This is a genomic window from Rhodococcus sp. IEGM 1241 (assembly GCF_033142365.1).
Lineage (GTDB): Bacteria > Actinomycetota > Actinomycetes > Mycobacteriales > Mycobacteriaceae > Rhodococcus_F > Rhodococcus_F erythropolis.
Window position 1 is genome coordinate 192,685 of the sequence record NZ_JAWLSE010000003.1, and the last position, 13,192, is coordinate 205,876.

12 protein-coding genes and 2 tRNA genes are annotated in these 13,192 nt (G+C 62.1%); 3 read left to right on the top strand and 11 right to left on the bottom strand.

The window, feature by feature from the left end:
* Nucleotides 1-126 precede the first annotated feature (126 nt).
* The 3 genes from R4P70_RS15860 to leuC form a co-directional block, all read right to left on the bottom strand.
* On the bottom strand, nucleotides 127-813 hold the full coding sequence (locus R4P70_RS15860) for an HU family DNA-binding protein (protein WP_317830996.1): 687 nt from the start codon (nucleotides 811-813) through the stop codon (nucleotides 127-129).
* Between the two features lie 157 nt (nucleotides 814-970).
* Nucleotides 971-1,579: a 3-isopropylmalate dehydratase small subunit gene (leuD, locus tag R4P70_RS15865; protein ID WP_019747937.1), complete on the bottom strand. Its 609-nt coding sequence runs from the start codon at nucleotides 1,577-1,579 to the stop codon at nucleotides 971-973.
* A gap of 28 nt (nucleotides 1,580-1,607) precedes the next feature.
* Nucleotides 1,608-3,029 (bottom strand): 3-isopropylmalate dehydratase large subunit, encoded by a 1,422-nt coding sequence (leuC, locus tag R4P70_RS15870; RefSeq protein ID WP_046378385.1) that lies wholly within the window; start codon nucleotides 3,027-3,029, stop codon nucleotides 1,608-1,610.
* Between the two features lie 178 nt (nucleotides 3,030-3,207).
* Here leuC and R4P70_RS15875 point away from each other — a divergent pair, with 178 nt between their 5' ends.
* The 3 genes from R4P70_RS15875 (at nucleotide 3,208) to R4P70_RS15885 (ending at nucleotide 4,749) form a co-directional block, all read left to right on the top strand.
* Nucleotides 3,208-3,909, top strand: a complete 702-nt coding sequence (locus R4P70_RS15875; RefSeq protein WP_007729342.1) for an IclR family transcriptional regulator — start codon at nucleotides 3,208-3,210, stop codon at nucleotides 3,907-3,909.
* 55 nt (nucleotides 3,910-3,964) lie between these two features.
* Nucleotides 3,965-4,462: a pyridoxamine 5'-phosphate oxidase family protein gene (locus tag R4P70_RS15880; RefSeq protein WP_021333071.1), complete on the top strand. Its 498-nt coding sequence runs from the start codon at nucleotides 3,965-3,967 to the stop codon at nucleotides 4,460-4,462.
* Nucleotides 4,463-4,551: 89 nt separating this feature from the next.
* Entirely contained in the window at nucleotides 4,552-4,749 is a 198-nt protein-coding gene (locus R4P70_RS15885) for a DUF5302 domain-containing protein (RefSeq protein ID WP_007729345.1), read from the top strand.
* Between the two features lie 139 nt (nucleotides 4,750-4,888).
* Here the strand turns inward: R4P70_RS15885 and R4P70_RS15890 are convergent.
* From R4P70_RS15890 to ilvC, 8 genes are all read right to left on the bottom strand, one after another.
* Nucleotides 4,889-4,961 (bottom strand) — tRNA-Glu (locus R4P70_RS15890).
* A 95-nt stretch (nucleotides 4,962-5,056) separates the two neighbouring features.
* Nucleotides 5,057-5,128: transfer RNA gene (locus R4P70_RS15895), tRNA-Gln, on the bottom strand.
* Between the two features lie 156 nt (nucleotides 5,129-5,284).
* A complete protein-coding gene (gltX, locus tag R4P70_RS15900) occupies nucleotides 5,285-6,760 on the bottom strand; it encodes a glutamate--tRNA ligase (RefSeq protein ID WP_019747934.1) in 1,476 nt (491 codons plus the stop codon).
* Between the two features lie 73 nt (nucleotides 6,761-6,833).
* A complete protein-coding gene (locus R4P70_RS15905) occupies nucleotides 6,834-7,994 on the bottom strand; it encodes an alkane 1-monooxygenase (RefSeq protein WP_021333072.1) in 1,161 nt (386 codons plus the stop codon).
* A 390-nt stretch (nucleotides 7,995-8,384) separates the two neighbouring features.
* Nucleotides 8,385-9,158: a fumarylacetoacetate hydrolase family protein gene (locus tag R4P70_RS15910; protein ID WP_020969311.1), complete on the bottom strand. Its 774-nt coding sequence runs from the start codon at nucleotides 9,156-9,158 to the stop codon at nucleotides 8,385-8,387.
* Nucleotides 9,159-9,242: 84 nt separating this feature from the next.
* Nucleotides 9,243-10,256: a 3-isopropylmalate dehydrogenase gene (locus tag R4P70_RS15915; RefSeq protein WP_020907259.1), complete on the bottom strand. Its 1,014-nt coding sequence runs from the start codon at nucleotides 10,254-10,256 to the stop codon at nucleotides 9,243-9,245.
* Between the two features lie 74 nt (nucleotides 10,257-10,330).
* Nucleotides 10,331-11,923: a phosphoglycerate dehydrogenase gene (gene serA, locus R4P70_RS15920; RefSeq protein WP_003944758.1), complete on the bottom strand. Its 1,593-nt coding sequence runs from the start codon at nucleotides 11,921-11,923 to the stop codon at nucleotides 10,331-10,333.
* A 250-nt stretch (nucleotides 11,924-12,173) separates the two neighbouring features.
* Nucleotides 12,174-13,175 carry a ketol-acid reductoisomerase gene (ilvC, locus tag R4P70_RS15925; protein ID WP_317831073.1) on the bottom strand — a complete coding sequence of 334 codons (1,002 nt, stop codon included), beginning with the start codon at nucleotides 13,173-13,175 and terminating at the stop codon, nucleotides 12,174-12,176.
* Between the last annotated feature and the right edge of the window lie 17 nt (nucleotides 13,176-13,192).

The following is a 13,192-nucleotide window of genomic DNA, read 5'->3' on the forward strand; positions in this document are numbered from 1 at the left end:
TTAAAACAAACTAAAAAACTTAATAAACCAAACTCCACCCCACCAAAAAAATGGGGGGCGGGGGCGAAGCAGCCGGGCGGCCCCACCTCTTTGTCTTACGGCATCGGGTTTTTCACCCGAACGCGACTACTTTCCGCGCTTGGCCGGAGCCTTCTTGGCCGGAGCCTTCTTGGCTGCGGTCTTGGCCGGAGCCTTCTTGGCCGGAGCCTTCTTGGCCGGAGCCTTGGCTGCGGTCTTGGCCGGAGCCTTCTTGGCGGGAGCCTTGGTGGCAACCGTCTTCTTGGCTGCGGTCTTGGCCGGAGCCTTCTTGGCGGGAGCCTTGGTGGCAACCGTCTTCTTGGCTACGGTCTTGGCCGGAGCCTTCTTGGCGGGAGCCTTCGCGGCAACCGTCTTCTTGGCTGCGGTCTTGGCCGGAGCCTTCTTTGCCGGAGCCTTCTTGGCTGCGGTCTTCTTGGCAGCAGCCTTCTTGGCTGCAGCCTTGGTGGCCGGTGCTGCTACGCCACGCTTGACTGCCGGGCCGGTGGCCGGAAGCTTCTGTCCACCAGCGATAACAGCCTTGAACTGCGCACCCGGACGGAAAGCCGGAACCGACGTCGGCTTGACCTTGACGGTCTCGCCCGTACGCGGGTTGCGTGCAACACGTGCTGCACGACGACGCTGCTCGAAGACTCCGAAGCCGGTGATGGTCACGCTCTCGCCACGGTGGACGGCGCGGACGATGGTGTCCACGACGTGCTCCACTGCGTCGGTCGCTGTGCGCCTGTCCGAACCCAGCTTTTCAGTCAGAACATCGATGAGCTCTGCCTTGTTCATTGAAATTCCTCCGCTAATTGTGGTCCACCGTCGGACCGACTGAGAACCACGGTAAACCTGATAACGGCAAGAGTCTATGTGCCACGCCAATTCTCATTCAACGTGACTGCGAAATGGTGACCTATTTCTCTTCCCGCGCGGAGTTGCGGATTTCGGTTCAGCCCTGCGAAATTCGGGCTGGAAGGGTAGTCGGTTTCCATGAAGGCCTTGACTTTTCGAACTCGGAAATCGCTTCTACCTGCCGCAATGTCAGTCCGATGTCGTCGAGACCCTCCAGCAGACGCCACCGTGTGTAGTCGTCAATATTGAACGGCACCACCGTAGTTCCGGCGCTCACGGTCCGATTCTCGAGATCTACTGTCAATTCCAGTCCGGGCTGCTCTTCGAGCAACTTCCAGAGCAATTCGACGTCGCTCTGCTCGACCTGTGCCGCCACGAGACCGGCTTTTCCGGCGTTCCCGCGGAAAATGTCGGCGAACCGGGAAGCGATGACGACCCGAAATCCGAAGTCGGAGAGAGCCCACACGGCATGCTCACGCGAAGAGCCCGTGCCGAAATCGGGACCGGCTACGAGGACACTTCCCTTGTCGTACGGAGCCAGATTGAGAATGAAGTTGGGGTCGGTGCGCCAGCCTGCAAACAGCCCGTCCTCGAATCCCGTGCGCGTCACCCGTTTCAGGTACACGGCAGGGATGATCTGATCGGTATCGACATTCGAGCGTCGCAGCGGGACGCCGATACCCTTGTGCGTGGTAAAGGATTCCATCGAAATTCTCCTCGAGATGGTAAGTGGGTCAGACCAGATCGGCCGGTGCCGAGAGCGTTCCGCGGACCGCAGTGGCAGCCGCGACGAGCGGGGAAACCAGATGGGTCCGACCGCCTTTACCCTGTCGGCCTTCGAAATTCCGGTTGGACGTCGATGCCGAACGCTCGCCGGGAGCAAGCTGGTCAGGGTTCATTCCCAAGCACATCGAGCAACCGGCCTGGCGCCATTCGGCCCCTGCCGCCGTGAAGATTTCACCGAGACCTTCACTTTCGGCTTGAGCACGCACCCGCATCGAGCCGGGAACGATGAGCATCCGAACGCCCTCTGCCACATGGCGACCCTCGAGCACCTCGGCCACCGCGCGCAGATCTTCGATGCGTCCGTTGGTGCACGAACCGACGAAGACGGTGTCGACAGCAACATCCCGAAGCGCCATGCCGGCGTCGAGACCCATGTAGGTGAGCGCCTTCTCGGCAGCCTGACGCTCGCTCTCGTCGACGATCAGTTCCGGATCGGGAACACGGTCACCGAGCGGTGCACCCTGTCCCGGATTGGTTCCCCACGTGACAAAAGGCGTCAATGCGCTTGCGTCGATGTGGACCTCGTTGTCGAATTCGGCGCCCTCGTCGGTCTTGAGCAACTCCCACGCGGCGACGGCTTCGTCCCACTCTGCGCCCGACGGTGCATGCGGACGGCCCTTGATGAACTCGTAAGTGATCTCGTCCGGTGCGATCATGCCCGCACGGGCTCCGGCCTCGATCGACATGTTGCAGATGGTCATACGAGCTTCCATCGACAGTTTGCGAATGGCCTCGCCGCGGTACTCCAGGACGTAGCCCTGGCCGCCGCCGGTGCCGATCTTGGCGATGACTGCCAGGATCAAGTCCTTGCTCGTGACGCCAGGAGGCAGCTCGCCGTCGACCGTGATCGCCATGGTCTTGAAGGGGCGCAACGACAATGTCTGCGTCGCCATCACGTGCTCGACCTCGCTGGTGCCGATTCCCATTGCGAGCGCACCGAATGCGCCGTGCGTCGACGTATGACTGTCGCCGCACACCACGGTGGTTCCCGGCTGAGTCAGGCCGAGCTGCGGTCCGACCACATGCACGATGCCCTGATCGAGATCGCCCATGCGGTGCAAGCGAACTCCGAACTCCTCGCAATTTCGGCGCAAGGTGTCGACCTGAGTCTTGGACACGGGATCGGCGATCGGCTTGTCGATGTCGATCGTCGGAACGTTGTGGTCCTCGGTGGCGATCGTCAGGTCGGGACGGCGCAACGGGCGTCCCGCCAAGCGAAGTCCGTCGAATGCCTGCGGGCTCGTCACTTCGTGAACGAGGTGGAGATCGATGTAGATGAGGTCGGGATCCTGCCCCTCCCCTTTCACGACAACGTGGTCGTCCCACACCTTCTCGGCGAGAGTGCGTGCTTTCTGTGCCATGTCTTCCACCTCTGTACGTAGCCTCGCGTCGGCGGACTACGGGCTGGCCCGCCGCGCGTGAAGTAGGTCCCCAGCCCTCGCAGCAGATGCAGGCTGCCCCTAGGAAATGCACTAGCCCTTCTGTAAATGCGCTAGTCCACCAGGAAATGCGCTATCATCCCACTATGCGAGAAACTGGTATCGACCTATGAGACAGCATAGCGGCATCGGCGTCCTGGACAAAGCAATGGGCGTTCTTCATGCAGTAGCTGAGGAACCGTGCAGCCTCACCGAACTCTGTGCACGAACCGGTTTGCCGCGCGCGACCGCCCATAGACTCGCCGTCGGTCTCGAAGTCCATCGACTCCTCACACGCGACTCGGATGGTCAGTGGTGCCCAGGGCCCGGACTCGCCGAACTCGCTGCCACCGCTAATGATCCACTCATTGCTGCGGCCGGACTCATCCTCCCCCGCCTTCGCGAAATCACCGGCGAAAGCGTCCAGCTGTACCGCCGGGAAGGCACCCAACGCATCTGCGTTGCGTCGATGGAACCGCCCACGGGCCTTCGCGACACAGTTCTCGTCGGGGCCAGGCTGCCGATGAATGCCGGTTCCGGCGCCAAGGTCCTTCTCGCATGGGCAGATCCACAAACCCAACGGACCGTTCTCGCCGATGCGTCGTTCGGCGAACGAGTGCTCCTCGAGGTTCGCCGGCGCGGCTGGGCACAGAGTGCAGCCGAACGTGAGCCGGGTGTCGCCAGCGTCGCGGCTCCTGTCCGAGACTCGGCAGGCGCTGTCATTGCCGCGATTTCGGTCTCCGGCCCCATCGATCGGATGGGTAGACGACCGGGAGCCCGCTGGGCGGCGGACCTTCTCGCAGCTGCCGAAGCGCTCCACAAGCGTCTGTAATTCGTGACACAGTAAGGCCTTCAGATCCTCGAGCACGTAGGAGTACGACGCGACCATGGCAGGAAAGCAGCGTAGTCAGATCACGATGACCGAGGCCGAAATTTCGAGCTTCGTCGAAAAGAGCCGTACGGCAACGATGGCGACGTTGAGCGCCGACGGAATGCCTCACCTGATCGCGATGTGGTTCGCGATAGTCGACGGCGAAATCTGGTTCGAAACCAAAGCCAAGTCGCAGAAGGCGGTCAATCTTCGCCGGGACACCCGTATGTCCGTCCTGATCGAAGACGGTCTGACGTACGACACGCTGCGAGGAGTCTCGATGGAGGGCACCGGAGTGATCGTCGAGGATCCGGAAGCTCTTTTTGCCGTGGGAATCAGTGTCTGGGAGCGATACACGGGCCCGTACACGGAAGATCTCCGCCCGGCCGTCGACGCGATGCTCCACAAGCGCGTCGCGGTACGGTTCGTTCCCGATCGAACTCGTTCGTGGGATCACCGCAAGCTCGGGATGCCGGCGATGCCTCTTTCCGGTTCTACTGCACCATCGCCGTAGACCCCGAGATTCGTGAAGCGAAATTCACGAGCTTTCGAATTCGGGCCGGCGTAGTTTCACCAACAGGCCCAACAACAAGGAGTGAGCATATGAGCGATCTCGACAGCAACACCCCGTCGGAACCCGAATCCCAATCGGAGGAAACCAAACGAAAGTTCCGTGAAGCCCTCGAACGGAAGAATCATCAGAACGCCAAATCGACCGACCATCGCGACGGACAGTCCAAGGTCCACAACACGCATGGCCCGGCCGATCACAAGCGAGAGTTCCGCCGCAAGAGCGGATAGCCGATCGCGGACAACAGAGTGAGATGACGATCACCCCCAGTCGAATTCGACTGGGGGTGATCGTTTTTCGCATCGCCGGAGACATTTCCGGCACATACGAAAAGACCCTCCGATCAATGATCGGAGGGTCTTTCCTTTGTAGCCCCGACGGGATTCGAACCCGCGCTACCGCCTTGAGAGGGCGGCGTCCTAGGCCGCTAGACGACGGGGCCAGGACACGCTTTTAAACGTGGTATTCAGTCTTGCTCTTGGATGCTCAGCAAGCTTAGCTTGTCTGAGTCCGGCCACAAAATCGACCGGATTTCCGCTGGGGTACCAGGACTCGAACCTAGAATGGCGGTACCAGAAACCGCTGTGTTGCCAATTACACCATACCCCAAGGTCTTGCTCACCAGCCTTGCCCGATCCGCTTCGCTGTTGCGCTCGGCGGCTCGTCTCCGGCCGAAAAGAAGATTACCAGTACCCCTGCCCCAAATACCAAATCGTATGGTCACGGGAGGTTTTTGCTTCATTTTCGGCCGGAAGACCGTCCGATCTAGGCGGTTACCGCTGCCCTACCGGCGCGCAACCGAGCAATCGAGACCTCACGACCGAGCAATTCCATCGACTCGTACAGCGGAGGGCTGATGTGAGAGCCGGTGATCGCGACCCGAACCGGAGCGAAGGCCTTACGCGGTTTGAGCTCCAGATCCTCGATGAGGGCCTTCTTGAGTGCTTCCTCGATACTGGCCGCAGTCCACTCCGAGGTTGCCTCGAGTGCCGCAAGAGACGCATCCAGAACCGGACCAGCGTCTTCCTTCAGGTTCTTTGCCGCCGCGGCCGGATCGAGAGCAAACGACGCCTCGTCGACGAACAGGAACTTCAGCAGATCCCACGCGTCGGACAGGACGACGATGCGCGTCTGCACGAGGTCCGCCGCAACAGTGAACGTGGCTTCATCGACGTCGGCGCTGATGTGGCCGTGCTCCACCAGGAACGACTTCAGGCGGGCCGCGAAGTCGGCCGGCTGGAGCAAGCGAATGTGCTCGGCATTGATCGCGTCGGCCTTTTTCTGGTCGAAGCGGGCAGGGTTGGAGTTGACCTTCGAAACGTCGAAGGCCGCAACCATCTCGTCGAGTGAGAAGACATCGTGATCGTCGGCAATGCTCCACCCGAGCAGAGCCAAGTAGTTCAGCAGTCCCTCGGGAATGAAGCCCCGATCGCGGTGAATGAAGAGGTTGGACTCGGGATCGCGCTTGGAAAGCTTCTTGTTGCCCTGACCCATCACGAACGGCAGGTGCCCGAACGACGGTGTGAAATCGGCGACACCGATGCGGATCAAAGCCTCGTACAACGCGAGCTGACGCGGGGTCGAGGACAGCAGGTCCTCACCGCGCAGTACGTGGGTGATCTTCATCAACGCGTCGTCGACGGGGTTGACCAGCGTGTACAGCGGAATACCGTTCCCGCGAGTCAACGCGAAGTCCGGAACGGTGCCTGCCTTGAACGTGGTCTCGCCGCGAACCAGGTCGTTCCACGTCAGGTCGTGATCGGGCATCCGGAGGCGGACGACCGGCTTGCGACCCTCGGCGACGTAGGCAGCGCGCTGCTCGTCGCTGAGGTCGCGATCGAAGTTGTCGTATCCGAGCTTCGGGTCGCGTCCGGCCGCCTTGTGTCGCGCTTCCACTTCTTCGTTGGTCGAGTAGGACTCGTAGGCCTCGCCCGCGGCCAGCAACTTGGCAACGACGTCGAGATGCAGGTCGCGACGCTCGGACTGGCGATACGGTGCGTGCGGCCCACCGACCTCCGGGCCCTCGTCCCAATTGAGCCCCAACCAGCGGAGGGCGTCAAGGATGGCCTGGTAGGACTCTTCACTGTCGCGCTGCGCATCGGTGTCTTCGATACGGAACACGAACGTGCCGCCGTGGTGTCGTGCGAATGCCCAGTTGAACAAGGCGGTGCGCACCAAACCTACGTGCGGGGTTCCGGTGGGTGACGGACAGAAACGGACGCGTACTTCGCTGTTGGTCATGGCTCACTTGGCTCGGCGATGATGGATGGTCGTACTACAGGTTAGTCCCGCAGCGCTTCCTCCATCCCGCCGATCACTTACCCGGCAAGACGTTGATACGTGTCATGTCACCGTCGTAGTAGGCGAGTAGTCGCTTGTCCATGACCTTTCGCCACAGCGGCGGCACCCACGCGCACACGATCATGACCGCGTAACCCGCTGGAAGTTGCGGCGCTTCGGCCGCACTGCGCAGGCTCTGGTACCGCAGACGCGGATTCGCGTGATGGTCACTGTGACGCTGAAGTTGATAGAGGAACAGATTGCTGACGACGTGGTCGCTGTTCCAGCTGTCCTCGGGCGAGCAGCGAACGTACGAGCCGTCAGGCCGCTTCGCACGTAGCAAGCCGTAGTGCTCGAGATAGTTGGCGGTCTCGAGGAACGTGAATCCGGCAATCGCCTGAACGGCCAGCCACGGTGCGATTTCCCACCCGAACACCGCGATCAGGCTGCCGAACAGGACAACACTCATCGCCCACGCGTTCAGGATGTTGTTCCGATAGCTCCACGTCCGTCTGCCTTGACGCTGAAGGCGAGCGCTTTCGATCCGCCATCCCGAGCGCAAGCCGCCGATGACACTGCGCGGCAAGAAGAACCAGAAGTTTTCCTTGTATCGCGAACTGGCCGGATCCTCCGGCGTCGCGACACGGACGTGGTGACCATGGTTGTGCTCGACGTAGAAATGGCCGTAGAAGGACTGCGCCAGAGCTACTTTCGCGAGCCACTTCTCGAGCTTCTCGCTCTTGTGCCCCAATTCATGCGCCGCGTTGATCCCCACACCGGCAACCACGCCGGCAGTCATCGCGAGCGCGAACTTCTCCCCCGCCGCCATCGGCGCGTTCACCCAGCACCAGGCGACGAACACGAGACCGACGTATTGGAGGGGCAGGAACAGATACGTGCACCAGCGGTAGAAACGATCCTCTTGCAATTCAGGGATCGCTTCGTCCGGTGGGCTGTTACCGTCCTCGCCCGCCAGAAGATCGATCAGGGGAATGACGATCACGATGAGCCAGGCCCCGATGGCCCAGAAGAGCCCGAGACTGAATTTGTCGACCAGGAACCACGCAGCGAACGGACTGAGAGGAACCAGCAAACCCAGTGGCCACAGGTAGCGCTTCTTGTCTCGCCACACCGGCCGCTGCCCGTTCCGCGCATGCGCTGCCGCTGTCCGGGATGCTTCCGCGAAGGTCGTCATGTATCACCACGTTTCTGCGCAATCCACTCGATTGCCCCATCGGCTTCTATCCAGTTATCGGCCACCCTACTGCTCAGCGTTACATTTCAGGGAATTTGGTCTGTTACGAGCCGCGGCAGCAAACCGCGGTGCGAACCCTCCCAACCTCACCAAATCAGACATAACGCCAGGAGGATCAGGGGGTGAAGCTTCGCCTGGCTCATGAAACCCGCAGGTCAGTCCCAGGGCCTGATTACCTCGAACCGGAAGGTAATCCCAATCGGCCATCCGGCGTTAGTTACCATCTTGCAACTTCTATTTGACAGACACCTCTCGACTCACACCACGACAGAGGCCCCATCCGGTGGGGATGGGGCCTCCGTAGTCACATGACGGACGAACCGGGTCAGATCAGTTCTTGGCGGTCACCGGGTTCGTGAGCGTGCCGATCCCCGAGACCGTGACAGACACGGAATCGCCGTCGACGATCGGGCCGACTCCGGCGGGGGTGCCGGTGAGGATGACGTCGCCGGGCAGGAGGGTCATCACCGCCGAGATCCACTCGATGATCTTCGGAATGTCGTGAAGTAGGAAGGCGGTGCTGCTGTCCTGCTTGACCTGACCGTTCACCTCGGTCTTGATGTCGACGTCGGACGCATCGAGGCTGGTTTCGATCCACGGACCGAGCGGGCAGAAGGTGTCGTGGCCCTTCGCGCGCGTCCATTGCCCGTCGTGACGCTGATGATCTCGCGCCGATACGTCGTTGGCGATCGTGTAGCCCAGGACCACGCTCAACGCCTTCGCCGCGGGTACGTCTTTGCAAGGCTGACCGATGACCACCGCGAGTTCACCCTCGAAATGCACCTCGTTGGACGTCGGAGGCAAGACGATCGGGGCGCCCGGGCCGACGATGGACGTATTGGGCTTGAGGAAGATCACCGGATCAGCCGGCGCCTCGCCGCCCATCTCCGCGATGTGATCTGCATAATTCTTGCCGATACAGATCACCTTGCTGGCGAGAATCGGAGCCAGCAGACGAACATCGGCAAGCGGCCAACTACGGCCGGTAAAGGTGGGGTTCCCGAACGGGTGCTCCGCAATTTCCTTGGCGACGAGGGCATCCTCTTCACCTTCGATACTGACGAACGCAACACCATCGGGACTGGCAATTCGACCAAGACGCATACTGGCCAGTCTATCGGGGTGTCGGAAACGACTGACGCGCGCAAGCCGAAAGGCTTACGCGCGTCAGTCTCGTGAAAGAAATCCTTACAGCGCTGCGGTGATCCGGTCGCCGATCTCGGTCGTGGAGATGGGGCCTTCGCCGCGCGTTGCCAGGTCGGCAGCGACCACAGCCTCGACGCGAGCGGCGTCGTCCTCGCGTCCGAGATGGCGAAGAAGCAGTGCGGCCGAGAGGATCGCGGCGGTGGGATCTGCGATTCCCTTGCCGGCGATGTCCGGAGCACTGCCGTGCACGGGCTCGAACATCGACGGGTTGGTACCGGACGCGTCGATGTTTCCGCTTGCGGCCAAACCGATTCCACCGGTCACGGCACCGGCCAGGTCGGTGATGATGTCACCGAAGAGGTTGTCCGTCACGATGACGTCGAACCGCGACGGGTCGGTCACCATGTAGATGGTGGCAGCGTCGATGTGGCAGTACGCGGTCTCGACGTCCGGGTACTCGGCCCCGACGGTCTCGATCGCACGCGTCCAGATTGCGCCCGCATTGGAGAGCACGTTGGTCTTGTGGATCAGTGTGAGGTGCTTGGAACGTGTCTGCGCCAACGCGAATGCATAACGAACAACACGCTCGGCGCCGAACCAGGTGTTGATCGACACCTCGGTCGCGATCTCGTGATCGGTGCCGACGCGGATTGCTCCACCGTTACCGGTGTACGGGCCTTCGGTGCCTTCACGAACCACGACGAAGTCGATCTCCGGCTGGGCCGCCAATGGCGACAGCGCACCCGGGTACAGCTGTGCGGGGCGAAGATTCACGTGATGATCGAGCTGGAAACGCATGTTCAGCAGCAGGCCACGCTCGAGGATGCCGGGGGCGACGATCCGCGGATCACCGATGGCGCCCAACAGGATTGCGTCGTGCTGACGGATCTGGTCCAGCTCGTCCGCCGGGAGCAACTCGCCGGTGGCGTTGTAGCGACGGGCACCGAGATCGTATTCGGTGGTTTCCAGATCCGGAACCAACTTACCCAGCACCTTGAGTGCTTCGGCTGTGACCTCGACACCGATTCCGTCGCCCGGAATGACCGCAAGCTTCATGGAGTCCTCATCTCAGTAGAACTGTGCGCCTTTATTAACCGCGGGCGGTTAATAAAGGCGCACAGCAAAAACAATCAGGAAAGGTCGACCTGGGCGACGCGAGCGTCGAGCTGCGAGACGATTGCCTCGACCTCGGCGTCTCCGACGACGCGATCGACGCGCAAGATGACCGTTGCGCCTTCGCCTTCGGCATCCTGGCTCAGTGCTGCGGCGAGGATGTCCACGCCCGCGTTACCGAGAACGGTGCCGAGGACACCGAGAACGCCCGGGCGATCGCTGTAGTGAACGACGATGTTGTGACCCTCGGCGCGCAGGTCGAAGCTGCGTCCGTTGATGTTGACGATCTTCTCGACCTGCTGCAGACCGGTGAGTGCGCCCGTGACCGACGTGACCGTGCCGTCCGCGGCAACTGCGCGAACCTCGACCGCGCTGCGGTGAGCAAGAGCCTCGGAGTGCTTCTCGACCGATACGGTCACGCCGCGCTGCTCGGCCAGTGCCGGAGCGTTGACGAACGTGACGGCCTCGTCGCTGCTGGCGGAGAACACGCCGCGCAGTGCAGCCAGGCCGAGGATGTCGACGGTTTCGGCAGACAGCTCGCCGGTGGCGACAACCTGCACGGTCTGCACAGCTTCGGGCGACAACGTCGCAGCGAGGAGACCGAGCTTGCGGACCAGCTCGAGCCACGGAGCAACTTCTTCTCCGACGGGGCCGCCGGAGACGTTGACAGCCTCGGGAACGAATTCGCCCGCCAGAGCGAGGAGAACACTCTTCGCCACGTCGATGCCTGCGCGGTCCTGAGCCTCGGACGTCGATGCTCCGAGGTGCGGGGTGACGACGACGTTGTCGAGCTCGAAGAGCTTGGAATCGGTGCACGGCTCGGTGCTGAACACGTCGAGACCGGCGCCGCGGACCTTGCCGGACACCAGTGCGTCGTAGAGCGCGTCTTCGTCGATCAGACCACCGCGGGCGGCGTTGACGATGATGACGCCGTCCTTGGCCTTGGCGAGACGCTCGGCGTTGATCAGGCCGGCCGTTTCCTTGGTCTTGGGCAGGTGCACGGAAATGAAGTCGGCGCGCTCGACGAGCTCGTCGATGGTGACCAGTTCGATGCCGAGCTGCGCGGCGCGAGCTGCGGGCAAGTAGGGGTCGTACGCGATGATGGTGGTTTCGAACGCGGCGAGACGCTGCGCGAACAGCTGGCCGATGCGGCCGAGTCCGACAACGCCGACGGTCTTGCCGAGGATCTCGACGCCGTTGAACTTGCTTCGCTTCCAGGTGTTCTCACGCAGGGTCTTGTCTGCTGCGGGAATCTGGCGAGCGGTCGACATGAGCAGAGCAACTGCGTGCTCGGCTGCCGAGTGGATGTTGGAGGTCGGTGCATTGACGACCATCACGCCGCGCTCGGTGGCTGCGGGGATCTCGACGTTGTCCAGGCCGACACCGGCGCGGCCGATGATCTTCAGCTTGGTGCCTGCGGCCAGAACCTCGGCGTCGACGGTGGTGGCGGAACGGACGAGAATCGCGTCGGCCTCGGGTACCGCGGCGAGCAGCGCCGGGCGGTCGGGTCCGTCGACCCAACGCACCTCCACACCGTCACCGAGCGCCTCGACTGTGGACGGCGCGAGCTTGTCGGCGATCAGAACAACGGGACGGCCAGGCTGGCTCACGTGCAAACTCCCTGATTAGGTGGGTGTGAAGGTGGTTTAACCACCGATAGTTTAGTGCGCGCTCACTTCGAATCCACAACGCGGTAGGCGATACCACATAGTGGACACTTTCGCGGGCGAATTCTCGATGGAATATGAATCCGGACTCAGCCGGCCCGGAAAACGACTCCGGCCCAATGCCGCGCTGGTTCAACGTAATTGAACCGGCGCGACATCAGGCCAGTGGAGACGTGGAGCGTGAAACTACGAATTACGCGGTTTCGGTGATCGGACGATCGACCCAGCTCATCAGGTCGCGCAGCTTCTTGCCGGTGACCTCGATGGGGTGCTCGGCGTTGGCCTTGCGCAGGCCTTCGAGCTCGGTGTTGCCGTTCTCGACGTTGGCAACCAGACGACGGGTGAACTCGCCGGACTGGATGTCGGCCAGGATCGCCTTCATGCGCTCCTTGGTGTCGGCGTCGATGACGCGCGGCCCGGAGAGGTATCCACCGAACTCAGCGGTGTCGGACACCGAGTAGTTCATGCGGGCGATGCCACCCTCGTACATGAGGTCGACGATGAGCTTGAGCTCGTGCAGAACCTCGAAGTACGCCATCTCGGGTGCGTAGCCGGCCTCGACCATGACCTCGAAACCGGTCTTGACCAGTTCCTCGGTGCCGCCGCAGAGCACAGCCTGCTCGCCGAAGAGGTCCGTCTCGGTCTCTTCCTTGAACGTGGTCTTGATGACGCCTGCGCGGGTTCCGCCGATGCCCTTGGCGTAGGACAGAGCGAGAGCCTGGCCTTCACCCTTGGGATCCTGGTCGATGGCGATGAGCGCGGGAACGCCCTTGCCGTCGACGAACTGACGACGCACCAGGTGGCCCGGTCCCTTGGGGGCAACCATGCCGACGGTGACGAACTCCGGAGCCTTGATCAGGTCGAAGTGAATGTTCAGGCCGTGACCGAAGAACAGCGCGTCGCCGTCCTTGAGGTTCGGCTCGATGTCGCCTGTGAAAATGCTGGCCTGAGCGGTGTCAGGTGCGAGCACCATGATGACGTCGGCCCATTCGGAAACCTCGGCCGGCGTACCGACTGTCAGGCCCTGCTCCTGCGCCTTTTCGCGGGACTTGGAGCCCTCCTTGAGGCCGATGCGCACATCGACGCCCGAGTCACGCAGGCTCAGCGAATGGGCGTGGCCCTGGCTTCCGTAGCCGATCACAGCAACCTTGCGGCCCTGAATGATCGACAGATCGGCATCGTCGTCGTAGAACATCTCGACTGCCACAGTTC

What these genes read in the sequence shown, in the direction of transcription:
- R4P70_RS15880 (WP_021333071.1), top strand. Translation starts at nt 3,965, where the DNA reads ATGGCAGGAAAGCAGCGTAGTCAGATCACGATGACCGAGGCCGAAATT.
- R4P70_RS15910 (WP_020969311.1), bottom strand. Translation starts at nt 9,158, where the DNA reads ATGCGTCTTGGTCGAATTGCCAGTCCCGATGGTGTTGCGTTCGTCAGT.
- R4P70_RS15860 (WP_317830996.1), bottom strand. Translation starts at nt 813, where the DNA reads ATGAACAAGGCAGAGCTCATCGATGTTCTGACTGAAAAGCTGGGTTCG.
- R4P70_RS15875 (WP_007729342.1), top strand. Translation starts at nt 3,208, where the DNA reads ATGAGACAGCATAGCGGCATCGGCGTCCTGGACAAAGCAATGGGCGTT.
- ilvC (WP_317831073.1), bottom strand. Translation starts at nt 13,175, where the DNA reads ATGTTCTACGACGACGATGCCGATCTGTCGATCATTCAGGGCCGCAAG.
- R4P70_RS15915 (WP_020907259.1), bottom strand. Translation starts at nt 10,256, where the DNA reads ATGAAGCTTGCGGTCATTCCGGGCGACGGAATCGGTGTCGAGGTCACA.
- leuD (WP_019747937.1), bottom strand. Translation starts at nt 1,579, where the DNA reads ATGGAATCCTTTACCACGCACAAGGGTATCGGCGTCCCGCTGCGACGC.
- gltX (WP_019747934.1), bottom strand. Translation starts at nt 6,760, where the DNA reads ATGACCAACAGCGAAGTACGCGTCCGTTTCTGTCCGTCACCCACCGGA.
- R4P70_RS15885 (WP_007729345.1), top strand. Translation starts at nt 4,552, where the DNA reads ATGAGCGATCTCGACAGCAACACCCCGTCGGAACCCGAATCCCAATCG.
- R4P70_RS15905 (WP_021333072.1), bottom strand. Translation starts at nt 7,994, where the DNA reads ATGACGACCTTCGCGGAAGCATCCCGGACAGCGGCAGCGCATGCGCGG.